Annotated in this window: 17 protein-coding genes and 1 pseudogene; 12 read left to right on the top strand and 6 right to left on the bottom strand. The window is 67.4% G+C overall.

The genetic code is table 11. The features are described 5' to 3' along the window. Positions 1-97: 97 nt before the first annotated feature. The 4 genes and pseudogenes from ACQR1F_RS15825 to ACQR1F_RS15840 all read left to right on the top strand — a co-directional run bounded on the left by ACQR1F_RS15825 (position 98) and on the right by ACQR1F_RS15840 (position 3,186). Complete coding sequence (locus tag ACQR1F_RS15825) at positions 98-790, top strand: HAD family hydrolase (RefSeq protein ID WP_315805264.1); 693 nt, start codon at positions 98-100, stop codon at positions 788-790. A gap of 121 nt (positions 791-911) precedes the next feature. Next, complete coding sequence (locus tag ACQR1F_RS15830; protein WP_316216709.1) at positions 912-1,370, top strand: hypothetical protein; 459 nt, start codon at positions 912-914, stop codon at positions 1,368-1,370. A 131-nt stretch (positions 1,371-1,501) separates the two neighbouring features. Next, positions 1,502-2,331, top strand: a pseudogene (locus ACQR1F_RS15835) (hypothetical protein). A 24-nt stretch (positions 2,332-2,355) separates the two neighbouring features. Beyond that, on the top strand, positions 2,356-3,186 hold the full coding sequence (locus ACQR1F_RS15840) for a type 1 glutamine amidotransferase (protein ID WP_316182807.1): 831 nt from the start codon (positions 2,356-2,358) through the stop codon (positions 3,184-3,186). 5 nt (positions 3,187-3,191) lie between these two features. On the opposite strand, the gene ACQR1F_RS15845 is transcribed toward ACQR1F_RS15840, so the two are convergent. Then, entirely contained in the window at positions 3,192-3,902 is a 711-nt protein-coding gene (locus tag ACQR1F_RS15845; protein ID WP_316182808.1) for an LrgB family protein, read from the bottom strand. Continuing rightward, entirely contained in the window at positions 3,877-4,296 is a 420-nt protein-coding gene (locus ACQR1F_RS15850) for a CidA/LrgA family protein (protein ID WP_315805260.1), read from the bottom strand. Before ACQR1F_RS15850 ends, ACQR1F_RS15845 begins: the two co-directional genes overlap by 26 nt. Before the next feature lie 110 nt (positions 4,297-4,406). Here ACQR1F_RS15850 and ACQR1F_RS15855 point away from each other — a divergent pair, with 110 nt between their 5' ends. The 4 genes from ACQR1F_RS15855 to ACQR1F_RS15870 all read left to right on the top strand — a co-directional run bounded on the left by ACQR1F_RS15855 (position 4,407) and on the right by ACQR1F_RS15870 (position 9,363). Beyond that, complete coding sequence (locus ACQR1F_RS15855) at positions 4,407-5,288, top strand: LysR family transcriptional regulator (protein WP_315805259.1); 882 nt, start codon at positions 4,407-4,409, stop codon at positions 5,286-5,288. Between the two features lie 192 nt (positions 5,289-5,480). Further along, complete coding sequence (locus ACQR1F_RS15860; RefSeq protein ID WP_315805258.1) at positions 5,481-6,308, top strand: class II glutamine amidotransferase; 828 nt, start codon at positions 5,481-5,483, stop codon at positions 6,306-6,308. A 26-nt stretch (positions 6,309-6,334) separates the two neighbouring features. Beyond that, a complete protein-coding gene (locus ACQR1F_RS15865) occupies positions 6,335-8,110 on the top strand; it encodes an N-acetylglutaminylglutamine amidotransferase (RefSeq protein WP_434881919.1) in 1,776 nt (591 codons plus the stop codon). A gap of 20 nt (positions 8,111-8,130) precedes the next feature. Beyond that, positions 8,131-9,363 (top strand): carboxylate-amine ligase, encoded by a 1,233-nt coding sequence (locus tag ACQR1F_RS15870; protein ID WP_434890266.1) that lies wholly within the window; start codon positions 8,131-8,133, stop codon positions 9,361-9,363. A gap of 7 nt (positions 9,364-9,370) precedes the next feature. Here ACQR1F_RS15870 and ACQR1F_RS15875 read toward each other — a convergent pair whose 3' ends face one another. The 3 genes from ACQR1F_RS15875 to ACQR1F_RS15885 all read right to left on the bottom strand — a co-directional run bounded on the left by ACQR1F_RS15875 (position 9,371) and on the right by ACQR1F_RS15885 (position 12,253). Then, entirely contained in the window at positions 9,371-10,576 is a 1,206-nt protein-coding gene (locus tag ACQR1F_RS15875) for an amidohydrolase family protein (RefSeq protein WP_434913421.1), read from the bottom strand. Between the two features lie 109 nt (positions 10,577-10,685). Next, positions 10,686-11,318: an alpha/beta hydrolase gene (locus ACQR1F_RS15880; protein ID WP_434913422.1), complete on the bottom strand. Its 633-nt coding sequence runs from the start codon at positions 11,316-11,318 to the stop codon at positions 10,686-10,688. Continuing rightward, a complete protein-coding gene (locus tag ACQR1F_RS15885) occupies positions 11,315-12,253 on the bottom strand; it encodes a ring-cleaving dioxygenase (RefSeq protein ID WP_434913423.1) in 939 nt (312 codons plus the stop codon). Before ACQR1F_RS15885 ends, ACQR1F_RS15880 begins: the two co-directional genes overlap by 4 nt. Before the next feature lie 138 nt (positions 12,254-12,391). On the opposite strand from ACQR1F_RS15885, the gene ACQR1F_RS15890 reads away from it, so the two are divergent. The 3 genes from ACQR1F_RS15890 to puuE all read left to right on the top strand — a co-directional run bounded on the left by ACQR1F_RS15890 (position 12,392) and on the right by puuE (position 15,169). Beyond that, positions 12,392-13,297 carry a LysR family transcriptional regulator gene (locus tag ACQR1F_RS15890; RefSeq protein WP_315805252.1) on the top strand — a complete coding sequence of 302 codons (906 nt, stop codon included), beginning with the start codon at positions 12,392-12,394 and terminating at the stop codon, positions 13,295-13,297. Between the two features lie 82 nt (positions 13,298-13,379). Continuing rightward, positions 13,380-13,736 carry a hydroxyisourate hydrolase gene (gene uraH / locus ACQR1F_RS15895; protein ID WP_315805251.1) on the top strand — a complete coding sequence of 119 codons (357 nt, stop codon included), beginning with the start codon at positions 13,380-13,382 and terminating at the stop codon, positions 13,734-13,736. Between the two features lie 5 nt (positions 13,737-13,741). Then, positions 13,742-15,169: an allantoinase PuuE gene (puuE, locus tag ACQR1F_RS15900; RefSeq protein WP_434913424.1), complete on the top strand. Its 1,428-nt coding sequence runs from the start codon at positions 13,742-13,744 to the stop codon at positions 15,167-15,169. A 218-nt stretch (positions 15,170-15,387) separates the two neighbouring features. On the opposite strand, the gene ACQR1F_RS15905 is transcribed toward puuE, so the two are convergent. Next, positions 15,388-16,752 carry an amidase gene (locus tag ACQR1F_RS15905; protein ID WP_315805249.1) on the bottom strand — a complete coding sequence of 455 codons (1,365 nt, stop codon included), beginning with the start codon at positions 16,750-16,752 and terminating at the stop codon, positions 15,388-15,390. Between the two features lie 80 nt (positions 16,753-16,832). Between ACQR1F_RS15905 and uraH (ACQR1F_RS15910) the strand changes: the two genes are divergently transcribed. Next, a complete protein-coding gene (uraH, locus tag ACQR1F_RS15910; protein ID WP_315805248.1) occupies positions 16,833-17,174 on the top strand; it encodes a hydroxyisourate hydrolase in 342 nt (113 codons plus the stop codon). Positions 17,175-17,569: the final 395 nt, after the last annotated feature.

Here is a 17,569-nt window from a genome sequence, read left to right on the forward strand (position 1 = left end):
CCCCGTCGCGGTTTCACGCCGTTTGAGGAATAACGACAGCCGGTCTGGTCGAGAGTTGGATCAGATCGCGTCAACATCCGGATGAGTTGAGGTCAATTTGCTGATGCGAGGCGTTATCAATAAGCGGCGGGCTTTGCTGTTCGACATCGACGGCACGCTCGCCGATACCGACGCGCTGCACCTGCAGGCCTTCAACGCGGTGTTCGGGCCGTATGGCCATGTGTTCGACCGCGCACGGGCGGCACGCGAACTGCTCGGCCGATCCAATTTGTCGATCTCCGCCCAATTTCTGCCCGATGAGCCGCCCGAGCGGCGCGCGGCGGTCATGGCGCAGAAGGAGGAGGTGTTTCGCAGCCTCGCCGCCGGCGCGGTGCAGCCGCTGCCGGGCCTGATGGCGTTGCTCGATCGGGCCGCGGCGGCGGCGATTCCGGTGGCGGCCGTCACCAACGCGCCGCGCGCCAATGCCGAGCTGATCCTGCACGGGCTCGGGCTGATGGACCGGTTTCGCGCCGTGATCATCGGCGACGAACTCCCGCACGGCAAGCCGCACCCGCTGCCCTATCTGGAAGGCCTGCGCGCGATCGACGCCGTGCCGGAATGGTCGGTCGCCTTCGAGGATTCCCGCGCCGGCATCGCGGCGGCGACGGCGGCTGGCATCGCCACCGTCGGCATGCGCACCAATCTCGCTCATGACGAGCTGATCGCGGCGGGCGCGGCGCTGACCGCGGCGGCGTTCGATGACGCCGACGTGCTCGATCTGGTGATGGCGCGGCTGGGAGAGCGACTGTGAGCGACGCCGCGGAGCTGACATGTCGCTGACATCGGGCAACAGCTTGCGGTCACCGCGCTTGCGCGATGGTCCCGACCAACGCGGCCGCTCGCTTGGCCGTCACGAGATCAAGGTGAGACGCATGCGCAAGTTGTTGATCGCGGCCGGCCCCTCGGAACAGCCGTTCCGGCTGATGTTGCAGGTCGATGACGAAGGATCAGCATCCAATCAGCGCGGCCGTCGCGGCAGTGGAGCCGGGCGAGCCAAGCGCGGCCGCGCCAAGCGTTCGGCCCGGCCGTTTCGCTGGGCGCAGCCGTCGCGCGCAATGGCCGCCATCCTTCGCGGCTTGCGGGCGACGCTGCTGGCTCTCTCTCCCGTGGAGATCCGGAACGATGTGAGCGTACGGCAGGAGGTCTTGCGGGACACGTCGCCGGTCGTGCCACGGCTTCGCGCCGTCAGCGGCTGCGGAGGAGCGCGCGAGGCCGCCGCCGTGCCGGCCGGCGCGCCCAACGCGGTCTTCTGCGCTGCGGCCACGCCGCGCCATCACGTCCGGTCGATGGAATCGCCGCGCGCCCAGCGCCGGCGGCTGCGGGCGCGCTGATCGCATCACCGCATGGGTGCCCTGCATGCTCCGTCCGTCGCCCCTTGCTTGTCCGCAGCCCGATGCCGTGATTGAAACGGACGGTGCGCGCCAGGCTCGCTGGGCTCGCCTCGCAGGAGGACGGATCGATCATGTTCGTGGCGCGTGTCGTGCCGATCGCCGTCGCCTTTTTCTGCGCGACCGCCGCCCTCGCGGCCGACAAGCCCGGCGAGACCAAAGGCACGGTGCTGGAGCCGTCGCCCGCCAATCTGGCGCTGACGTGGAGCGGGGCCAACCTGGTGTTGCCGGCGACGCTCGCCGGCGGACGGCGCTGGGAGGGCCGTGCGGAGGACGCGCCCGACGTGATCGGGATCGCGCCGCTCGCGATCGTGATGCACGGGTCAAGCGGCGTGGCGCCGGCCGTGAAGGAGTTCCAGGCCTGGCTCGCCGACGAGCTCGGCGTGGCGTCGGTGGCGCCCGACAGCCTCGCGATTCCCGACCGGCTGACCTACACCTCGCCGGTCGACGTCGCGACCTATGAGCGTGTCCACGCCTTGCGGCTGGCCGAGCTCGAGAACGCGCTGAAGGCGTCGCGCGACTGGAGCTGGGTCGACCGGCTGCGGATCGTGCTGGCGGGCACCAGCGAGGGTGCGGTGGCGGTCGGCCGCTACGCCGGCAAGGACGTGGCGGCGCGGCTGATCTATTCGTGGTCGTGCGAGGACAACTACTTCGTCAGCGCGCCCCGGCTCGGCATCGGTCCGAACGAGCCGGTGCTGAACGCGATTTCCGCGCGCGATCCGTATTCACGGCCGCCAATCCCTGGAACAAGGACCGCGCCGTCACCGGCTCCTGCGCCGCCGCGCTCAAGGACGATGCCAAGGCGGAGGTGATGGTGATCGATGCCGACGTCCATACGATCCTGAACCGGCCGGAGGTGCATGAGCGGAGCGCGCGATTCCTGCGCGGCGTGTTGGAGCCATGATCGGCCGGGCGGAGGATTGACGACGTGCTGAGACTGCTCGTGCTCGAAGGCAATTCGCTGGACGGAAGGCGCCGTTGGGCCGAGATCGCAGGTGCCACGCCGTCGGAGAGCTACGCCGACGTGCTCCGCGCGCTCGCGCCAGAGGCGGCGATCGACATCGCCACGCCCGCCGATGCCGATGCGCGCCTGCCGCAGCCGATCGAGGCCTATCAGGGCATCGTCATCACGGGATCGGCGCTCAACATCTATCAGCGCGAGCCGGAATCGCTGCGCCAGATCGAGCTGGTGCGCACGGTCTTCGCGCGGGGCGTGCCGATGTTCGGCTCATGCTGGGGACTTCAGCTCGCCAGCGTCGCGGCCGGCGGCGAGGTGTCGCTCAATCCGGCCGGCCGCGAGGTCGGCTTCGCGCGCAAGATCGCGCTGACGGAGGCGGGCCGCGATCATCCGATGCATGCGGCGCGGGGCGCCGTGTTCGATGCACCGGCGATCCACAGCGACATCGTCACCAGGCTGCCGCCGGATGCGACGGTCACCGCGCGCAATGCAATGAGCGAGGTGCAGGCCGCGGAGATCCGCAGCGGCCGCGGCCGGTTCTGGGGCGTGCAGTATCATCCCGAATTCAGCCTGCAGGACATCGCCTGGGTGATCCGCCGCATCGGCCGGCCGCTGGTCGAGGAGGGGTTCTTCGCCGATCCGGCGGAGCTCGAGCGCTACGCCGCCGATCTCGCGACCCTGCATCATGACCGCGCCCGGCGCGACATTCTGTGGCGGCTCGGGCTCGATCAGGACGTCGCGAATGACCGGGTGCGGCAGGCCGAGATCAGCAACTGGATCGTCTCGCTCGGGCGGGGCTGAGCGCTCTACCGCATGAACTGAATGATGAGCGGCGCCAGCGTCACGTTCATCAGCCCGACCAGCACCATCACGAGGCCGGCGACCGCGCCTTCCTCGCGGCCGATCTGGTGGGCGCGTGCGGTGCCCGCGCCATGCGCGCCGACCCCGAACAGGGCGCCCTTGGCCAGCGTCGAGCGCAGCGGCAGCCGTGCGAGCACGACGTCGCCGACGGCCGCGCCGATGATGCCGGTGAGCACGACGAACACGGCGGTGAGATCGGGGATGCCGCCGATCTCGCCGGAGACTTCCATCGCGAACGGCGTGCTGATCGAGCGCGGCAGCAGGCTGAGGCGCAACTCGCCGTCGATGCCGAGCACATAGGCCAGCGCCCAGCTGGTCGCCACCGCGGTGAGGCTGCCCGCGACCATGCCGGCCAGCAGCAGCGGCCAGCGGCGGCGGATCAGAGCCCGCTGCTCGTAGATCGGCACGGCGAAGGCGACGGTGGCCGGCCCGAGCAGCGCCACCAGCCAATGCGTGCCGCGGATGTAATCGCGGTAGGAGACGTTGAGCGCGAGCGCCGCGATCATCAGCAGGGCCGGCGCCACCGCGAGCGGCATCAGCCACCAGCGCGGCCAGCGCCGGTGCACGCGCTTGGCGAGCAGATAGAGCAGGATCGTCGCGAGCGACCAGACCGCCGCCTGGATCAGCGGCTCACGCCACAGCGCGGCGAGGGTCATGACGCTCGGTCCAACGGTAGCAGAGGTCGATTGTGAGCGCGGTCACGCACATCACGGCGGTGGTGCTGACGACGATCAAGGCAAAGATCTTCAGGCCGAGCAGGCCGAACAGCTCACGATGGTCGAGCAGCGCCAGCACCGCCGGCACGAAGAACAGCAGCATCTCCGCCAGCATCCAGTTCGCGCCGCGCTTGATGCTCGCGACCTTCAGTCCGCCGGCCAGGATCAGGACGAGCGCCAGCGCCATGCCGATGATGCCGCCGGGCAATGGCAGGCCGGTCGTCCGGACCAGCGCCTCGCCGACGGCCCAGAACAGGCCGAGCAGACCGATCTGCGCCAGCCGGTTGCGGCGGATCAGGCGATGAACCCCAATGGAAATGCTGCGATGCATCATGCGGTGGCGTCCGAAAAGTGATTGCGCTTGCAATGTATGCCGCATCGCAGCATGTAGAAAGCGAATTGAATGAATGATAATAAGTCGAATATAGAATATTTGGCCTGATTATGGAACTTCGTACCCTCAGGACCTTCGTCGAGGTCGTCCGCCAAGGCGGCTTCTCCCAGGCCGCCAAGGTGGTGTTCGCGACGCAGTCGACCGTGAGCAAGGCCGTCAAGCAGCTCGAGGACGAGCTGGGATTGCCGCTCTTGGACCGGCTCGGCCACAAGAGCCGCATGACCGCCGCCGGCGAGATCGTCTATCGCCGTGCCATTCGTCTGCTGGCGGAGCGCGATGATCTGCAGGCGGAGCTCGCCGAGCTGCGCGGCTTGAAGCGCGGCGTGCTGCGTCTCGGCCTGCCGCCGATCGGATCGAGCACGCTGTTCGCGCCGTTGTTCGCGCTCTACCGCCAGCTCTATCCGGAGATCGAGATCCGGCTGGTCGAGCACGGCAGCGACCGGCTCAGCGAATTGCTGGCTGCAGGCGACATCGATTTCGCCGGCCTGCTGCCGCCGATCGCCGATGAGTTTGCCGCGCAGATCGTGCGCCGCGAGCCGCTGATGGCGCTCGTCGCGGTCGATCATCCGCTGGCCCGCCGCGAGACGATCACCCTTGCAGAGCTGCGCGAGACGCCGTTCGTGCTGTTCGAGGCCGGCTTCGCGCTCAACCGAATCCTTCGCGAGGCGTGCCGCCGCAACGGCTTCGAACCTGTCGTGGCTGCGCGCAGCACCCAGATCGATTTCATCGCCGAGCTCGCCGGCGCCGGTCTCGGCGTCGCCTTCCTGCCGCGCATGATCGCGACCCAGCGCACGCAGGTGCCGATCAGTCTCGTCCTGCTTGATGAGCCCGGCACCGAATGGACATTGGCGATGGCCTGGCGCCGCGGCGCCTATCTGTCGCCTGCGGCTGCGGCGTGGTTGAGGCTGGTACGCGAGCGCGGCGAGGCTTGAGCAATCACTGCGACGATGTCGCTTCAACGGTGAGAGACGTGCGGCAAGGGATCCCAGTCCTACGGCCTGACTCACAGCGCGCGACTCGCAGCGCGGAACCAGCTCTGCTCCGAAGGCGTTTCCGCATGATCCGAAAAGAACGTGACACGTTTTTGCGTGCCTCGAGCTCATTCATTGAACCGGAGGGCAAGGATGTGCCGTTGGATCGCCTATCGCGGAGAAACGACCGCCTTCGAGCATTATGTGACCGAGCCGGAACATTCCCTGGTGACGCAGAGCATCCGCGCGCTGGAATCGACCGCGGGCACCAATGGTGACGGCTTCGGTCTCGGTTGGTACGGCGATCATCCAGAGCCGGGGCTTTATCGCGAGACGCGGCCGGCCTGGTCGGATGAGAATCTCCGCTATCTCAGCCGGCATCTGCGCTCGCATCTGTTCTTCGCTCATGTCCGCGCCGCGACCGGCACGGCGGTCACTCGCCAGAACTGCCATCCCTTCGCCTGCGGCCGCTGGCTGTTCATGCACAACGGCTTCGTCGGCAGCTGGAACAGGCTGCGGCGCAAGGTCGAGGCGCTGATCCCGGACGCGCTGTATCCGTCGCGGCTGGGCACGACCGATTCTGAAGCCGTGTTCCTCGCCATTGTCGGTGCCGGCATTGATCCGGACCCGATCGGCGCGACGCGCAAGGTGCTGCGATCACTCTGTGAGCTCGTCAATGAGGATGGTCTGCGTGAGCATCTGCGCTTCACCTCGGCGCTGTCCAACGGCCACGATCTCTATGCGTTTCGCTTCGCCGAGAATGACCGCGCCAATTCGCTGTATTTCCGCGAAGACGGCAATCAGGTGATCGCGGTCTCCGAGCCGTATGACAAGGAGCCTGACTGGATCGAGGTGCCGCCGGACCACGTGCTGGTCGCGCGCGCGGCAAAGCCCGCCGAAATTGTTCCGCTATTCGCCGCAGGGACTGCTGATTTTGCTGCGGAACGCAAGCGATCACAACGGGTTGTCGGAGGTACTTAAAACAGCAGGAACTGAAAGATCCCGCGATGTGCGGCATTTGTGGCGAAATCAGCTTTTCCGGAAGGCCCTCATTGTCCACGCTCGGCCGCATCAACGATGCGATGCAGGCGCGTGGTCCTGATGCGGCCGGCCTCTACGTGCAGGGCGGGCTTGCGCTCGGCCATCGCCGCCTGAGCATTCTCGATCTCTCGGCTGCGGCCCAGCAGCCGATGATCGACGCGGCGCTAGGTCTCGGCCTGGCATTCAACGGCTGCATCTACAATTTCCGTGAACTTCGCGACGAGCTGAAGGCGAAGGGCTATTGCTTCTTTTCCGACGGCGACACCGAGGTCATCCTCAAGGCCTACCATGCCTGGGGCAAATCCTGCGTGCAGCGCTTCAAGGGGATGTTCGCCTTTGCGCTGTGGGAACGCGACAGCGGGCGCGTTCTGCTGGCGCGCGACCGTCTCGGCATCAAGCCGCTCTACTACACCGATGGTCCTCACGGCTTTCGCTTTGCGTCGTCATTGCCGGCGCTGCTGGCGGGCGGCGAGGTCGATACGGCGCTCGATCCGATCGCCTTGCATCACTTCTTCAGCTTCCACGCCGCCGTTCCGGCGCCGCGCACGATATTGCGCGGTGTGAAGAAGCTCGAGCCTGCCACTCTGCTCACGATCGAGCCCGACGGCACGCAGCATCGCGAGCGCTACTGGCATTTCTCGGTCGGGGAGCAGCGTCCGACCGATCGCGCCATGAGCCAGCAGGAGTGGTCGGAGGCGCTGCTCGAGGCGATGACGACAGCGGTCGACCGCCGGCGCGTGGCCGACGTGCCGGTGGGCGTGCTGCTGTCCGGCGGCCTCGATTCGTCGCTGCTGGTCGCGCTGCTGTCGAAGCTCGGACACGAGGACATCCGCACCTTTTCGATCGGGTTCGATGCGGTGGGCGCGCATTCCGGCGACGAGTTTCGCTACTCGGATATCATCGCGCGGACGTTCGGGACCAATCACGAGCAGATCAGGATCGGCGGCGACCGCGCGCTGCAGGCGCTCCCCGGCGCCATTGCTGCCATGTCGGAGCCGATGGTCAGCCATGACGCCGTCGCGTTCTATCTGCTGTCATCTGAGGTCGCCAAGCGCGTCAAGGTGGTGCAGAGCGGACAGGGAGCCGACGAGGTGTTCGGCGGCTACAGCTGGTATCCGGGCTTCCTCTCGGCCAATGATCCCGTTCAGCAATATCAGAACGCCTATTTCGACTGGACGCATTCCGACCTGCAGCGGTTGCTGGCACCGGAGATGCTTGGCGACGACGACGCGAGCCTGGCATTCGTGGAGCGCTTCTTCGCAGCTCACGCTGGAGCTTCGGCGGTCGACAAGGTCCTGCAGATCGACACCGAGATCATGCTGGTCGACGACCCCGTGAAGCGGGTGGACAACATGACGATGGCGTTCGGGCTGGAAGCGCGGGTACCGTTCCTGGATCACGAGGTCGTCGAGCTGGCCGCGCGCATGCCCGCCGAGCTGAAGGTGAAGAACGGCGGCAAGCATATTCTCAAGGAGGCGGCACGCCGCTGCGTGCCGGCGGAGGTGATCGACCGCCCGAAGGGATATTTTCCGGTGCCTTCGTTGCGCTATCTGCGCGGCCCGTTCCTCGACTACGTCCGCGACGTGCTCAACGACGACAAGGCGCGCGCACGCGGTCTCTACCGACGCGATTTCATCGACCACATGTTGCAGCACCCCGAGGCCGAGATGAGCCCGAAGGGGCATTCGCGGTTGTGGCAGGCGGCCCTGCTGGAGGCATGGCTGCAGACTCACGGCATTTGACGTCGGAGAGGATTGATCACATGGGATTGGATCCACGCATCCTGGAGAAGCTGCGGCTCGGCCTGAGCGATGACGAGCGGCGTCTGGTGATCCGCTCGGCCACCGGCAGCGAGGAGGTCACGGAATATTCGTTCGGCATCGAGGAGGAGTACTTTCTCGTCGACGCGCAGACGCGCGATGTCGCGATCCGGACGCCGGACGACCTGTTCGAGGCCGCCAACTGGTCGACCGGCGGACAGGCGATGCGCGAGATGCTGCAGGCCCAGCTCGAGGTCGCCACCAACGTCCATGTCGATGTCGGCGATGCGCGCGAGGAGCTGAAATTCCTGCGGCGCGAGGTTGCCAGCGTGGCGAGTCAGTATGGCCTGACCATCCTGGCCTGCTCCACGCATCCGACCGCGACGTGGCGCAGCTCACTGCCGAGTCCCAAGCCGCGCTACGCGGAGATGATGGAAGACCTGCGGATCGTCGGCCAGCGCAACATGCTGTGCGGCATGCATGTGCATGTGCAGTTGCCGGACCCGGACCTGCGCTTCGCGGTGATGCGGGCGATGCTCCCCTACATCCCGGTGTTCATCGCGCTCTCGGCGTCCTCGCCATTCTGGAATTCGCGCGAGACGGGCCTGAAGGGCTATCGGCTCGCCGCCTACGACGAGCTGCCGCGCAGTGGCCTGCCCGAGCTGTTCACCTCGAAGCAGCAATATGATCGCTATGTGGCGGCGCTGACGAAGTCCGGCGTGATGCCGGACGAGAGCCATGTCTGGTGGGCGATGCGGCCGTCGCTGCGGCATCCGACGCTGGAGCTGCGTGCCCCCGACGTCTGCACCGCGGTCGACGACGCCGTCGCGATTGCCTCGCTCTATCGCGCCTTGGCGCGCCATCTGTACCTGAATCCCGATCTTGCCGAGGCCGTCGGCAACGTCGAGCGTGCGATCGCGGTCGAGAACAAGTGGCGGGCGCAGCGCTATGGCACCGACTGTCTGTTCGTGACCGAGGACGGTCCGGTGACGGGCCAGGAGATCCTCAACCGCATGATCGCGGACGTCGCGCCGCATGCGGAGGCGCTGGGATGTCTCGCCGAGGTCGAGCACTGCCGGATCATCATGCAGTTCGGCAGCTCGGCCGACTATCAGCTGCAGGCCTATCGCGAGTCCGGCGGGCAGTTGTCGGCGGTGACGCGCTGGATCGAGGCCGCCACCGTGTCACGCGCCGAGCCGCCGCGCTCACAGGCACCGGTCGAGCCGGCCCAATGACGCCGGCCTAGATCGGTTGCCTGATCACATGGCCGTCGCGCGCCACGAGGCGGCCGTCCTTGTAGACCGAGCGGCCCTTTGGCACGGCGACGACGGCCTGCGGAACGTGCTCGGCATCGAGGGTGACAAAGTCGGCCCGCGCGCCGACGCGCAGGCCGTAATCGGCAAGCCTCAAGACCTTGGCGCCGGCCTCGGTGACGAGGTCGAAGGCCATCCGCAACTCGTCATCGACATAGAACCCGGAGCGGTAGCCGACCATCATGGCGCGGTTCAACAGATCGCCGTCGCCATAGGGCCACCAGGAGTCGCGGATGTTGTCGTTGCCGCTGAACACGGTGACGCCGGCCGCGCGCAGCAGCGCCACCGGCGGGAAGGGCCGCGCACCCGGCGCATTGGTCATAATGGCAACGCCAGACGCCGCCAGGACATCGGCAATCTTCTTCAGCGGGTCAGCAGGCAGGTCGCCGAGCGCATAGGCGTGGCTGACCGCGACGTGGCCCTGCATGCCGAGGGCGCGCGTGCGCGCCGCGATCTGCTCCAGCTCGAACAGCCCGAGCATGCCCGGATCGTGCAGATGAATATCGACATCCACGCCGTGCTTGTGCGCTGTGCCGAACACGACGTCGAGATGCTTCTCGACGTCGCGGTCGAAGCTCGCGGGGTCGAGCCCGCCGACGAGGTCGGCGCCGAGCCGGATGGCCTCGTCGAGCAGCTCGGGCGTGCCCGGGCTCTTGAGGATGCCGCTCTGGGGAAAGGCGACGAGCTGGATCTCGATCAGCTCGCGATACTCCTCGCGCACGCGCAGGATCGTTTCCAGCGATGTGAGGCCGACCGAGCCGTCGACCATGACGTGGCTGCGCATCCGCGTGGTGCCGTGGCCGATGCAGAGATCGAGCTGGTTGCGGGCGCGCACGTCCATCGGCGCGGCCGCGGCCATGTTCTGCGCCTGGAACGCGACGCGCTCATGCACGTCGAAGCCATTGGTGCAGGGCTTGTGCGGCTTCCACGCATCGCCATAGAAGCTGGTGTCGAGATGGATGTGGCCCTCGACGAAGCCGGGCACGACCAGCGCGCCGCCGAGATCGACCACCTCGCGCGCCTCGGGGCGCTCGGTCTCGGCGAGAAGGCCGCTGATGCGGCCGCCGTCGACCGTGATCGCATGGCGCGCGCCGCGGTCGAGCCGCGCATTGATGAACAGCTTGTCGACGGCCATGCCCGAGATCCTTCCCATTCGTCCGCCCGGCATCGGAGCCGCATGACTGCGGTCCGATGCGCGATGAGACGATATTCTTGGTCAGGAGCGGCCGGAGCCGCAAGCATCTTCAGGCGGCAATCGCGTGCGGCAGTCCGGCGAGCCAGTCGCGCGCCAGCGCGATGTCCGCCTGCGACAGCTGGTGCCCCGCCGGCAGCGTCGTGTGAGTCACGTCCGCGCCGGCCTCGGTGAGCTCAGTGCACAGCTTTGCCGAATTGCTGGCGGGCACGATCGGATCGGCCAGCCCCGACAGCATCAGCACCGGCTGACGCGTCAGCTTGACCGCCGGTGGCTGGCTCAGCGGCACCATGGCTCGGAACAGCACCGCGCCCGCCAGCGTCTCCGGCTGCAACAGCAGCAGCGCTGCGGCGATGTTGGCGCCGTTGGAGTAGCCGACCGCGACCGGTGCTCCGATCCCATAATGCCGACGCGCCTCGCCGACGAAGGCGCCGAGCTCCCGCGCGCGGCGGCGGACGTCGTCCTCGTCGAATACACCTTCCGCCAGGCGGCGGAAGAAGCGCGGCATGCCGTGCTCGAGCACCTGCCCGCGTGGCGAGAGGAGAGCCGCGCCGGGCGAGAGCGTGGCGCCGAGCGGCAAGAGATCGTTCTCGTCGCCGCCGGTGCCGTGCAGGAGCAGCAGCGGCGCTGCGCCGTCCGCGCTTGCGGGCTGGAAGCGGTGGGTGAAGGACAATGTGGCGGTCATGATGCGGCCTCCTCGAGGTTGGGCAGCACGCCCTCGATCTGCTTGCGATGCGATTCGAGGAAAGCGGGCAGCTTCAGGTTTTGTCCGAGCTCGGCGACCGGCTCGTCGACCGCGAAGCCCGGGATGTCGGTCGCGATCTCGAACAGCACGCCGCCCGGCTCGCGGAAGTAGATCGAGCGGAAGTAGTTGCGGTCCTTCTGCTCGGTCGGATGCAGGCCGTGGCGATCGACCAGCCGCTGCGCCATCACGCCCTGTTCGGCGTCGTCGGCGGCGCGGAAGGCGATGTGGTGGACGGAGCCCGCGCCCTGCGCGCCGCGCAGGAAGCCCTTGGCCTCGTAGATGTCGACCACGCTGCCTTGCGCATCGCCCGGCGCCTTGAACCGGATCACCGAGCCTTCGCGGCCCGTCTCGGCAAAGCCGAACACGTCGGTCAGCACGGCTGCGGTCTTCTCGGCGGAGTCGAGCAGCAGCGTGACGCCGTGGAAGCCGCGGATGGCGTGCTCGGCCGGGATGTCGCCGTTGCTGTATCCGGGCTCGTTCTCCGCGCCGGGGACGCCGACCAGCGCGAGCGCCATGCCGTCGGGATCGGTGAACGGCAGCACCGACTCGCCGAAGCGCTTCTCGAGCGCCTCATAGGCGATGCCCTTCTCGGTCAGGCGCTGCGTCCAGTAGCCGAGCGAGCGCTGCGGTACTCGGAATGCGGTCTGGTGGGTCTCGCCGACGCCGCGGCGGCCCGGCCGCACGCCGGCCCAGGGGAAGAAGGTCAGGATGGTGCCGGGGCGGCCGGTCTCGTCGCCGTAATAGAAGTGATAGGTGCCGGGATCGTCGAAATTGACCGTCTTCTTGACGAAGCGCAGCCCGAGGTCGCGGGTGTAGAAGCCGAAATTGCGGATCGGGTCGCCGGCGATGGCGGTGACGTGGTGAAGTCCGGGCATGTGAATCTCCTGTCGGTAGGCCCAAAAGGGCCGCTTGAATTCCTGGACGCCATATTGGTCTGCTTTGGTTTGGAGACAATCCGTGCTCTTGTGACGTCTCTGTCTACGATTTGGCGACAATGACGGCCCGGAGACCCTATGGACAAGCTGAGCAGCCTGCGGGCCTTCGTGAAGGTGGTCGAGAGCGGCAGCTTCGCCGAAGCCGGCCGGCAGCTTCGGCTGTCGCGCTCGGCGATCTCGAAATATATCGGCGAGCTCGAGCAGAGCCTCGGCGTGCAGCTGATCGTCCGCACCACGCGCCATGCCAGCCCGACCGAGACCGGCCAGCGCTATTTCGAGCGCGCCGTCGCGATCCTCGCCGAGCTCGACGCCGCCGATCAGGCCGTCAGCCAGTCGCAGGCCGCGCCGCGTGGGCTGTTGCGCGTCAATGCGCCGATGTCGTTCGGCACCATGCGGCTCGGGCCGGTCGTGGCCGATTTCATGGCCCGCTATCCCGAGCTGCAGTTGCAGATCGTGCTCAGCGACGACCTGCTCGATCCGGTGCAGGACGGGTTCGACGTGACGTTGCGGATCGCCGAGCTGGAATCGTCGAGCCTGGTGGCGCGGCGGATCATGCCGGTCGAGCGCGTCATCTGCGCCGCGCCGGCCTATCTGGCGCGGCACGGCACGCCAGAGAGCCCGGAGGAGCTCCGCCGCCACACCGCGCTGACCTACGGCTTCCTGCTGACCGGCAATCAGTGGAAGCTCACCGGCAGTGACGGCGACCACTGGATCCAGCCGGCATGGTCGTTGTGCGTCAACAATGCCGAGGTGCTGCGCGATGTCGCCATCAAGGGGCAGGGCGTTGCGCTGATCCCGCGCTTCATCGCGGCGGACGCGCTCGAGAGCGGGGCGCTGACCGCGATCCTCGCCGACTACGCCGCGCCGCCGCTCGCGCTCTATGCGATCTATCCGCCGACGCGGCACCTCTCGGTCAAGGTGCGGCTGTTCATCGACTTCCTGGTCGAGCGGTTCGGCAGGGAGCGCGACGTGACCAGCCCATAGGCTGCAACTGAACGGCAAATCGCCTCGAACCTTTAACCGGGCGCTGATAGTGTTCCGAGCCGGCAGCAGAGAGGAATGATGCATGGGGCGGCTGAGCACGCATATTCTGGATACGGTCAGGGGCAAGCCCGCGGCCGGCGTCGCGATCGATCTCGATGTCCTCGAACCCGACGGCTCCTGGCGCCGCGTCAAGCAGGTGCGGAGCAATGCGGACGGGCGGACCGATCAGCCGATGCTGGCGGACGATGACTTCGCCACCGGCACCTACATGCTGACCTTCCATATGGGAGCTTATTTCAAGACCCATGGCCTCGCCTTGGGCGACCCGCTGTTTCTCGATCTGATCCCGCTCCGCTTCTCCGTCGCCGATGCCGGCGCGCACTACCATGTGCCGCTGCTGGCGACGCCCTGGAGCTACCAGACCTATCGCGGGAGCTGAGCCGGATGAGTGCTGACGTCTATCCGCGCGACATGGTCGGCTACGGCCGCACGCCGCCGCATCCGCGCTGGCCCGGCGATGCCCGCATCGCGGTGCAGTTCGTGATCAACTACGAGGAGGGCGGCGAGAACAACATCCTCCACGGTGACGCTGCCTCCGAAGCCTTCCTGTCCGAGATCGTGGGCGCCCAGCCGTGGCCGGGCCAGCGCCACATGAACATGGAGTCCATCTACGAGTTCGGCTCGCGCGCCGGCTTCTGGCGGCTGTGGCGGATCTTCACCGCGCGCAAGCTGCCGGTCACGGTATTCGCCATCGCGAGCGCGATGGCGCGCAATCCTGATGCTGTCGCCGCGATGAAGGAAGCCGGCTGGGAGATTGCCTCCCACGGCCTGAAATGGATCGACTACCGCGATGTCCCCGAAGCCGACGAGCGCGCCGATATCGAGCAGGCGATCCGCCTCCATGCCGAGCTGACGGGCGAGCGGCCGCTCGGCTTCTACCAGGGCCGCACGTCGGAGCGCACGCTCGACATCGTCCTCAACCAGCAGGGCTTCGTCTACAGCGCCGATTCCTATGCCGACGAATTGCCGTACTGGATCGCGGGGCCGCACGGCCCGCAACTGATCGTGCCCTATACGCTCGATGCCAACGACATGCGCTTCGCCACCCCGCAGGGCTTCAACTCCGGCGACCAGTTCTTCGCCTATCTGAAGGACAGCTTTGATACGCTCTACGCAGAGGGCGCGGAGAGCCCGCGCATGATGTCGGTCGGGTTGCACTGCCGGCTGGTCGGCCGCCCCGGGCGCGCGGCCGCGCTGGCGCGCTTCCTCGACTACATCACGGGTCATGACAAGGTCTGGGTCGCGACCCGGCTGGACATCGCCCGGCACTGGATCCGGACGCATCCGCCGGCTGGCGTATGGCGGCCGTCGCAGATGTCGCGCGTGCTGTTCGTCGAGCGCTATGGCGACATCTTCGAGCACTCCCCGGAGATTGCCGACCGCGCCTATCGTGCCGGCCTGTCCGCCTTCGACGACGCCGCGGATGCGCTGCATACGACGCTCATGAACGTCGTCCGCGCCATGAGCCGCGACGAGAAGCTGAAGCTGATCCGCGCCCATCCGGAGCTCGCCGGCCGCGAGGCGCTGGCGGGTGAGATGACGAACGACTCGATCGGCGAGCAGGGTCGGCTCGGCTTCACCGCGCTCTCGCGCGCCGAGTTCGAGCGCGTCGCCGACATCAACCGCCGCTACCGCGACAAGTTCGGCATGCCGCTGATCGTCGCTCTGGCGCTGCACGCCGACCGTCCCTCGGTCATCGCCGAGATGGAACGCCGCATCGGCAACGATATGGATACCGAGATCGCCAACGCGATCGACCAGATCGGCCACATCACGCGGGCGAGATTGGCGAAGAAGTTCGAGCAGGGGTGAGCAGGCGGGCTGGTGTCGTCGCCTGTTAGTTGGTTCGGTGCGCGCGCCTCGCAGCCGGTGGGCTCCCTCTCCCCGTTCTTACGGGGAGAGGGCTGGGGTGAGGGGCAGCCGCACGAGTGGTGTTCGTTGTTGGACCTGTACCCCCTCACCCGGATTGCATCTGGCGATGCAATCCGACCTCTCCCCGCAAGCGGGGCGAGGTTAAGACCGCCGTGAGCTCATTCAAACGAACCAAGCAACACTCTCTCCGCCCGCGCCGCCACGTCCAGCAGCATCCGATCGCGCCCGCGTGCGGCGATCAGTTGCAGGCCGAAGGGCAGGCCCTGCGAATTGGTCCCGCACGGAATCGAGATCGCCGGCACGCCGGCGTGGTTGGCGTAAGGCGTGAACACCGCGTGCGCCCGCGGCATGGCGGGTTTGCCACCAATCTCCGCTGGGCCGAGCTGCGTGAACGGCCAGGCGACGCAGGGCACGGTCGGCGCGAGCAGCACGTCGACCTCGGTGAAGAACGCCGCAAACGCGCGCGCGATCTGCGTGCTCGCTTCCATCGCGCGCGCCACGTCTGCGCCGCTCAGGCCGAGGCCGCGCTCGATCTGTTTGGCGATGTCCGGGTCGAACTGCGTGGGATCGCTGCGAAAGCCTTCGCCGTAGAGTGCGGCCAGCCCGGCGTGCTGCAGCGGCATCACCGCGTCCTCGGCGAGGCCTGCCGGCCAGATCGGATTCTTGTCCTCGATTGTCATGCCACTGGCGCGGAGCCGGGCGACGGCCTGCTGCAAGCCGGCACTCACCTCGTGATCGACGGCGACATCCAAGCCGAGCCGCGGCGAGAATGTCACGCGAAGCGGCTTCTCCTGATCGGCCGCGGCCACATCGAACGCATCGGGATCGCGCGGATCGGCACCGGCCATGACCTCGAACGCAAGCCTGGCATCGGCGACATCGGCGGCGATCGGCGCAATCACCGAAATCCGCCAGAACGGCTCGGCAAAGCCCGGCCCATAGGGGATCGCACCATAGGACGGCTTGAAGCCGACCACGCCGACATGGGCCGGCGGACGCCGGCTCGAGCCGCCGGCATCGGTGCCGATCGCGAGCGGCACGAGGCCTGCCGCGACCGCTGCCGCCGGCCCGCCGGACGAGCCGCCGGGCGTGAGCTGCTGATCCAGCGGATGGCGGGTCGGCCCGTACAGGAGCGAGGTCGTCACGCCCTTGCAAGCGAATTCGGAGGTCGCGCCGATGCCGACAATGACGGCGCCAGCGCGCCGCACCCGCGCGATGGCGATCGCATCCTCTGGCGCAATGAAATCGGTGAACAGCCGCGAGCCCTGCGTGATGCGCCAACCCTCGACCCAGATGTTGTCCTTGACCACGATCGGCACGCCAGCCAGCGGGAGCTGCTCTCCGACTGCAACACGCGCGTCGACGGCATCGGCCTCAGCGTACGTACGTTCGGGATCGATCGTGACGACGGCGTTGAGGTCGCGCGCCGCGGCAATGCGCGCAAGCGCCTGCTCGGCCGTCTCTCTGGCCGACGCCTGCCGTTCCAGGACAGCGCTTGCGATCTGGGATGCCGTCACGGACATGATGTCTCAGTCCATTGCGTGGCTGGCGCGACGACCGATTTCGCGTCTATCATCGCAGCAAAGACAGGATGAGGTGGGTGATGGCCGGCGGGATCTCGGTTCATGCGGTTGACGTGGCGAACGGGCGCCCCGCGCGTGGCCTGCGCGTCGCGATTTGGCGCCTGACGCCGGATCGCACGCTGCTCGCGGAGGGACAGCTCGGCGCCGACGGCACGCTGCAGGCGCCAGTCGTCAAGGGCGAGGGCGTCACGGCCGGCGAGTATGAGGTGCTGTTCCATGTCGGCGAGTTCTTCGGGGCAAACGCTCAAACGAAATTCCTCACCACTGTGCCGTTTCGCTTCGCGATCGACAAGGTCGAGGAGCATTTTCACCTGCCGCTGAAATTCACGCCCTGGGGCTATTCGATCTTTCGTGGGGCCTAGTGCGTCGCGCGCGGCCGTCCTTCGAGACGCCCGCCTGCGGCGGGCTCCTCAGGATGAGGGCTGATTTCGCGGCGAGATATTCACCCTCTCCATGAACACACGGCTCATAGTTCACGTGTAGCTCCAGCTTCGGCCCGGACTCTCTTCTCGCTTCCCGATCCCTGGTCTTTTGATGCAACCTCCGCAACGCTGCGCGATGCAGTGCCCTCGCCCCTTGTGGGAGAGGGCATCGCCGGCTGATCCTCAGGCTCGGTCGGGTGAGGGGTCCTCTCCGCGAGCGCAACTCGTTGAGACAGACCCCTCACCCGACCGAGATCGTTGCGCTATTGTAAATGCCCTCTCCCATAAGGGGCGAGGGCGCAGTCACGGCCGTCCCGCCCGCGGCAAGGTCGATC

This window comes from Bradyrhizobium sp. HKCCYLS3013, from assembly GCF_051167615.1.
Classification (GTDB): Bacteria; Pseudomonadota; Alphaproteobacteria; order Rhizobiales; family Xanthobacteraceae; genus Bradyrhizobium.

Excerpts from the sequence above, each read along its gene's own strand:
- ACQR1F_RS15830 (WP_316216709.1), top strand. The coding sequence starts at position 912 with ATGCGCAAGTTGTTGATCGCGGCCGGCCCCTCGGAACAGCCGTTCCGG.
- ACQR1F_RS15845 (WP_316182808.1), bottom strand. The coding sequence starts at position 3,902 with ATGACCCTCGCCGCGCTGTGGCGTGAGCCGCTGATCCAGGCGGCGGTC.
- ACQR1F_RS15850 (WP_315805260.1), bottom strand. The coding sequence starts at position 4,296 with ATGATGCATCGCAGCATTTCCATTGGGGTTCATCGCCTGATCCGCCGC.
- ACQR1F_RS15855 (WP_315805259.1), top strand. The coding sequence starts at position 4,407 with ATGGAACTTCGTACCCTCAGGACCTTCGTCGAGGTCGTCCGCCAAGGC.
- ACQR1F_RS15860 (WP_315805258.1), top strand. The coding sequence starts at position 5,481 with ATGTGCCGTTGGATCGCCTATCGCGGAGAAACGACCGCCTTCGAGCAT.
- ACQR1F_RS15865 (WP_434881919.1), top strand. The coding sequence starts at position 6,335 with ATGTGCGGCATTTGTGGCGAAATCAGCTTTTCCGGAAGGCCCTCATTG.
- ACQR1F_RS15870 (WP_434890266.1), top strand. The coding sequence starts at position 8,131 with ATGGGATTGGATCCACGCATCCTGGAGAAGCTGCGGCTCGGCCTGAGC.
- ACQR1F_RS15875 (WP_434913421.1), bottom strand. The coding sequence starts at position 10,576 with ATGGCCGTCGACAAGCTGTTCATCAATGCGCGGCTCGACCGCGGCGCG.
- ACQR1F_RS15880 (WP_434913422.1), bottom strand. The coding sequence starts at position 11,318 with ATGACCGCCACATTGTCCTTCACCCACCGCTTCCAGCCCGCAAGCGCG.
- ACQR1F_RS15885 (WP_434913423.1), bottom strand. The coding sequence starts at position 12,253 with ATGCCCGGACTTCACCACGTCACCGCCATCGCCGGCGACCCGATCCGC.
- ACQR1F_RS15890 (WP_315805252.1), top strand. The coding sequence starts at position 12,392 with ATGGACAAGCTGAGCAGCCTGCGGGCCTTCGTGAAGGTGGTCGAGAGC.
- uraH (WP_315805251.1), top strand. The coding sequence starts at position 13,380 with ATGGGGCGGCTGAGCACGCATATTCTGGATACGGTCAGGGGCAAGCCC.
- puuE (WP_434913424.1), top strand. The coding sequence starts at position 13,742 with ATGAGTGCTGACGTCTATCCGCGCGACATGGTCGGCTACGGCCGCACG.
- ACQR1F_RS15905 (WP_315805249.1), bottom strand. The coding sequence starts at position 16,752 with ATGTCCGTGACGGCATCCCAGATCGCAAGCGCTGTCCTGGAACGGCAG.
- uraH (WP_315805248.1), top strand. The coding sequence starts at position 16,833 with ATGGCCGGCGGGATCTCGGTTCATGCGGTTGACGTGGCGAACGGGCGC.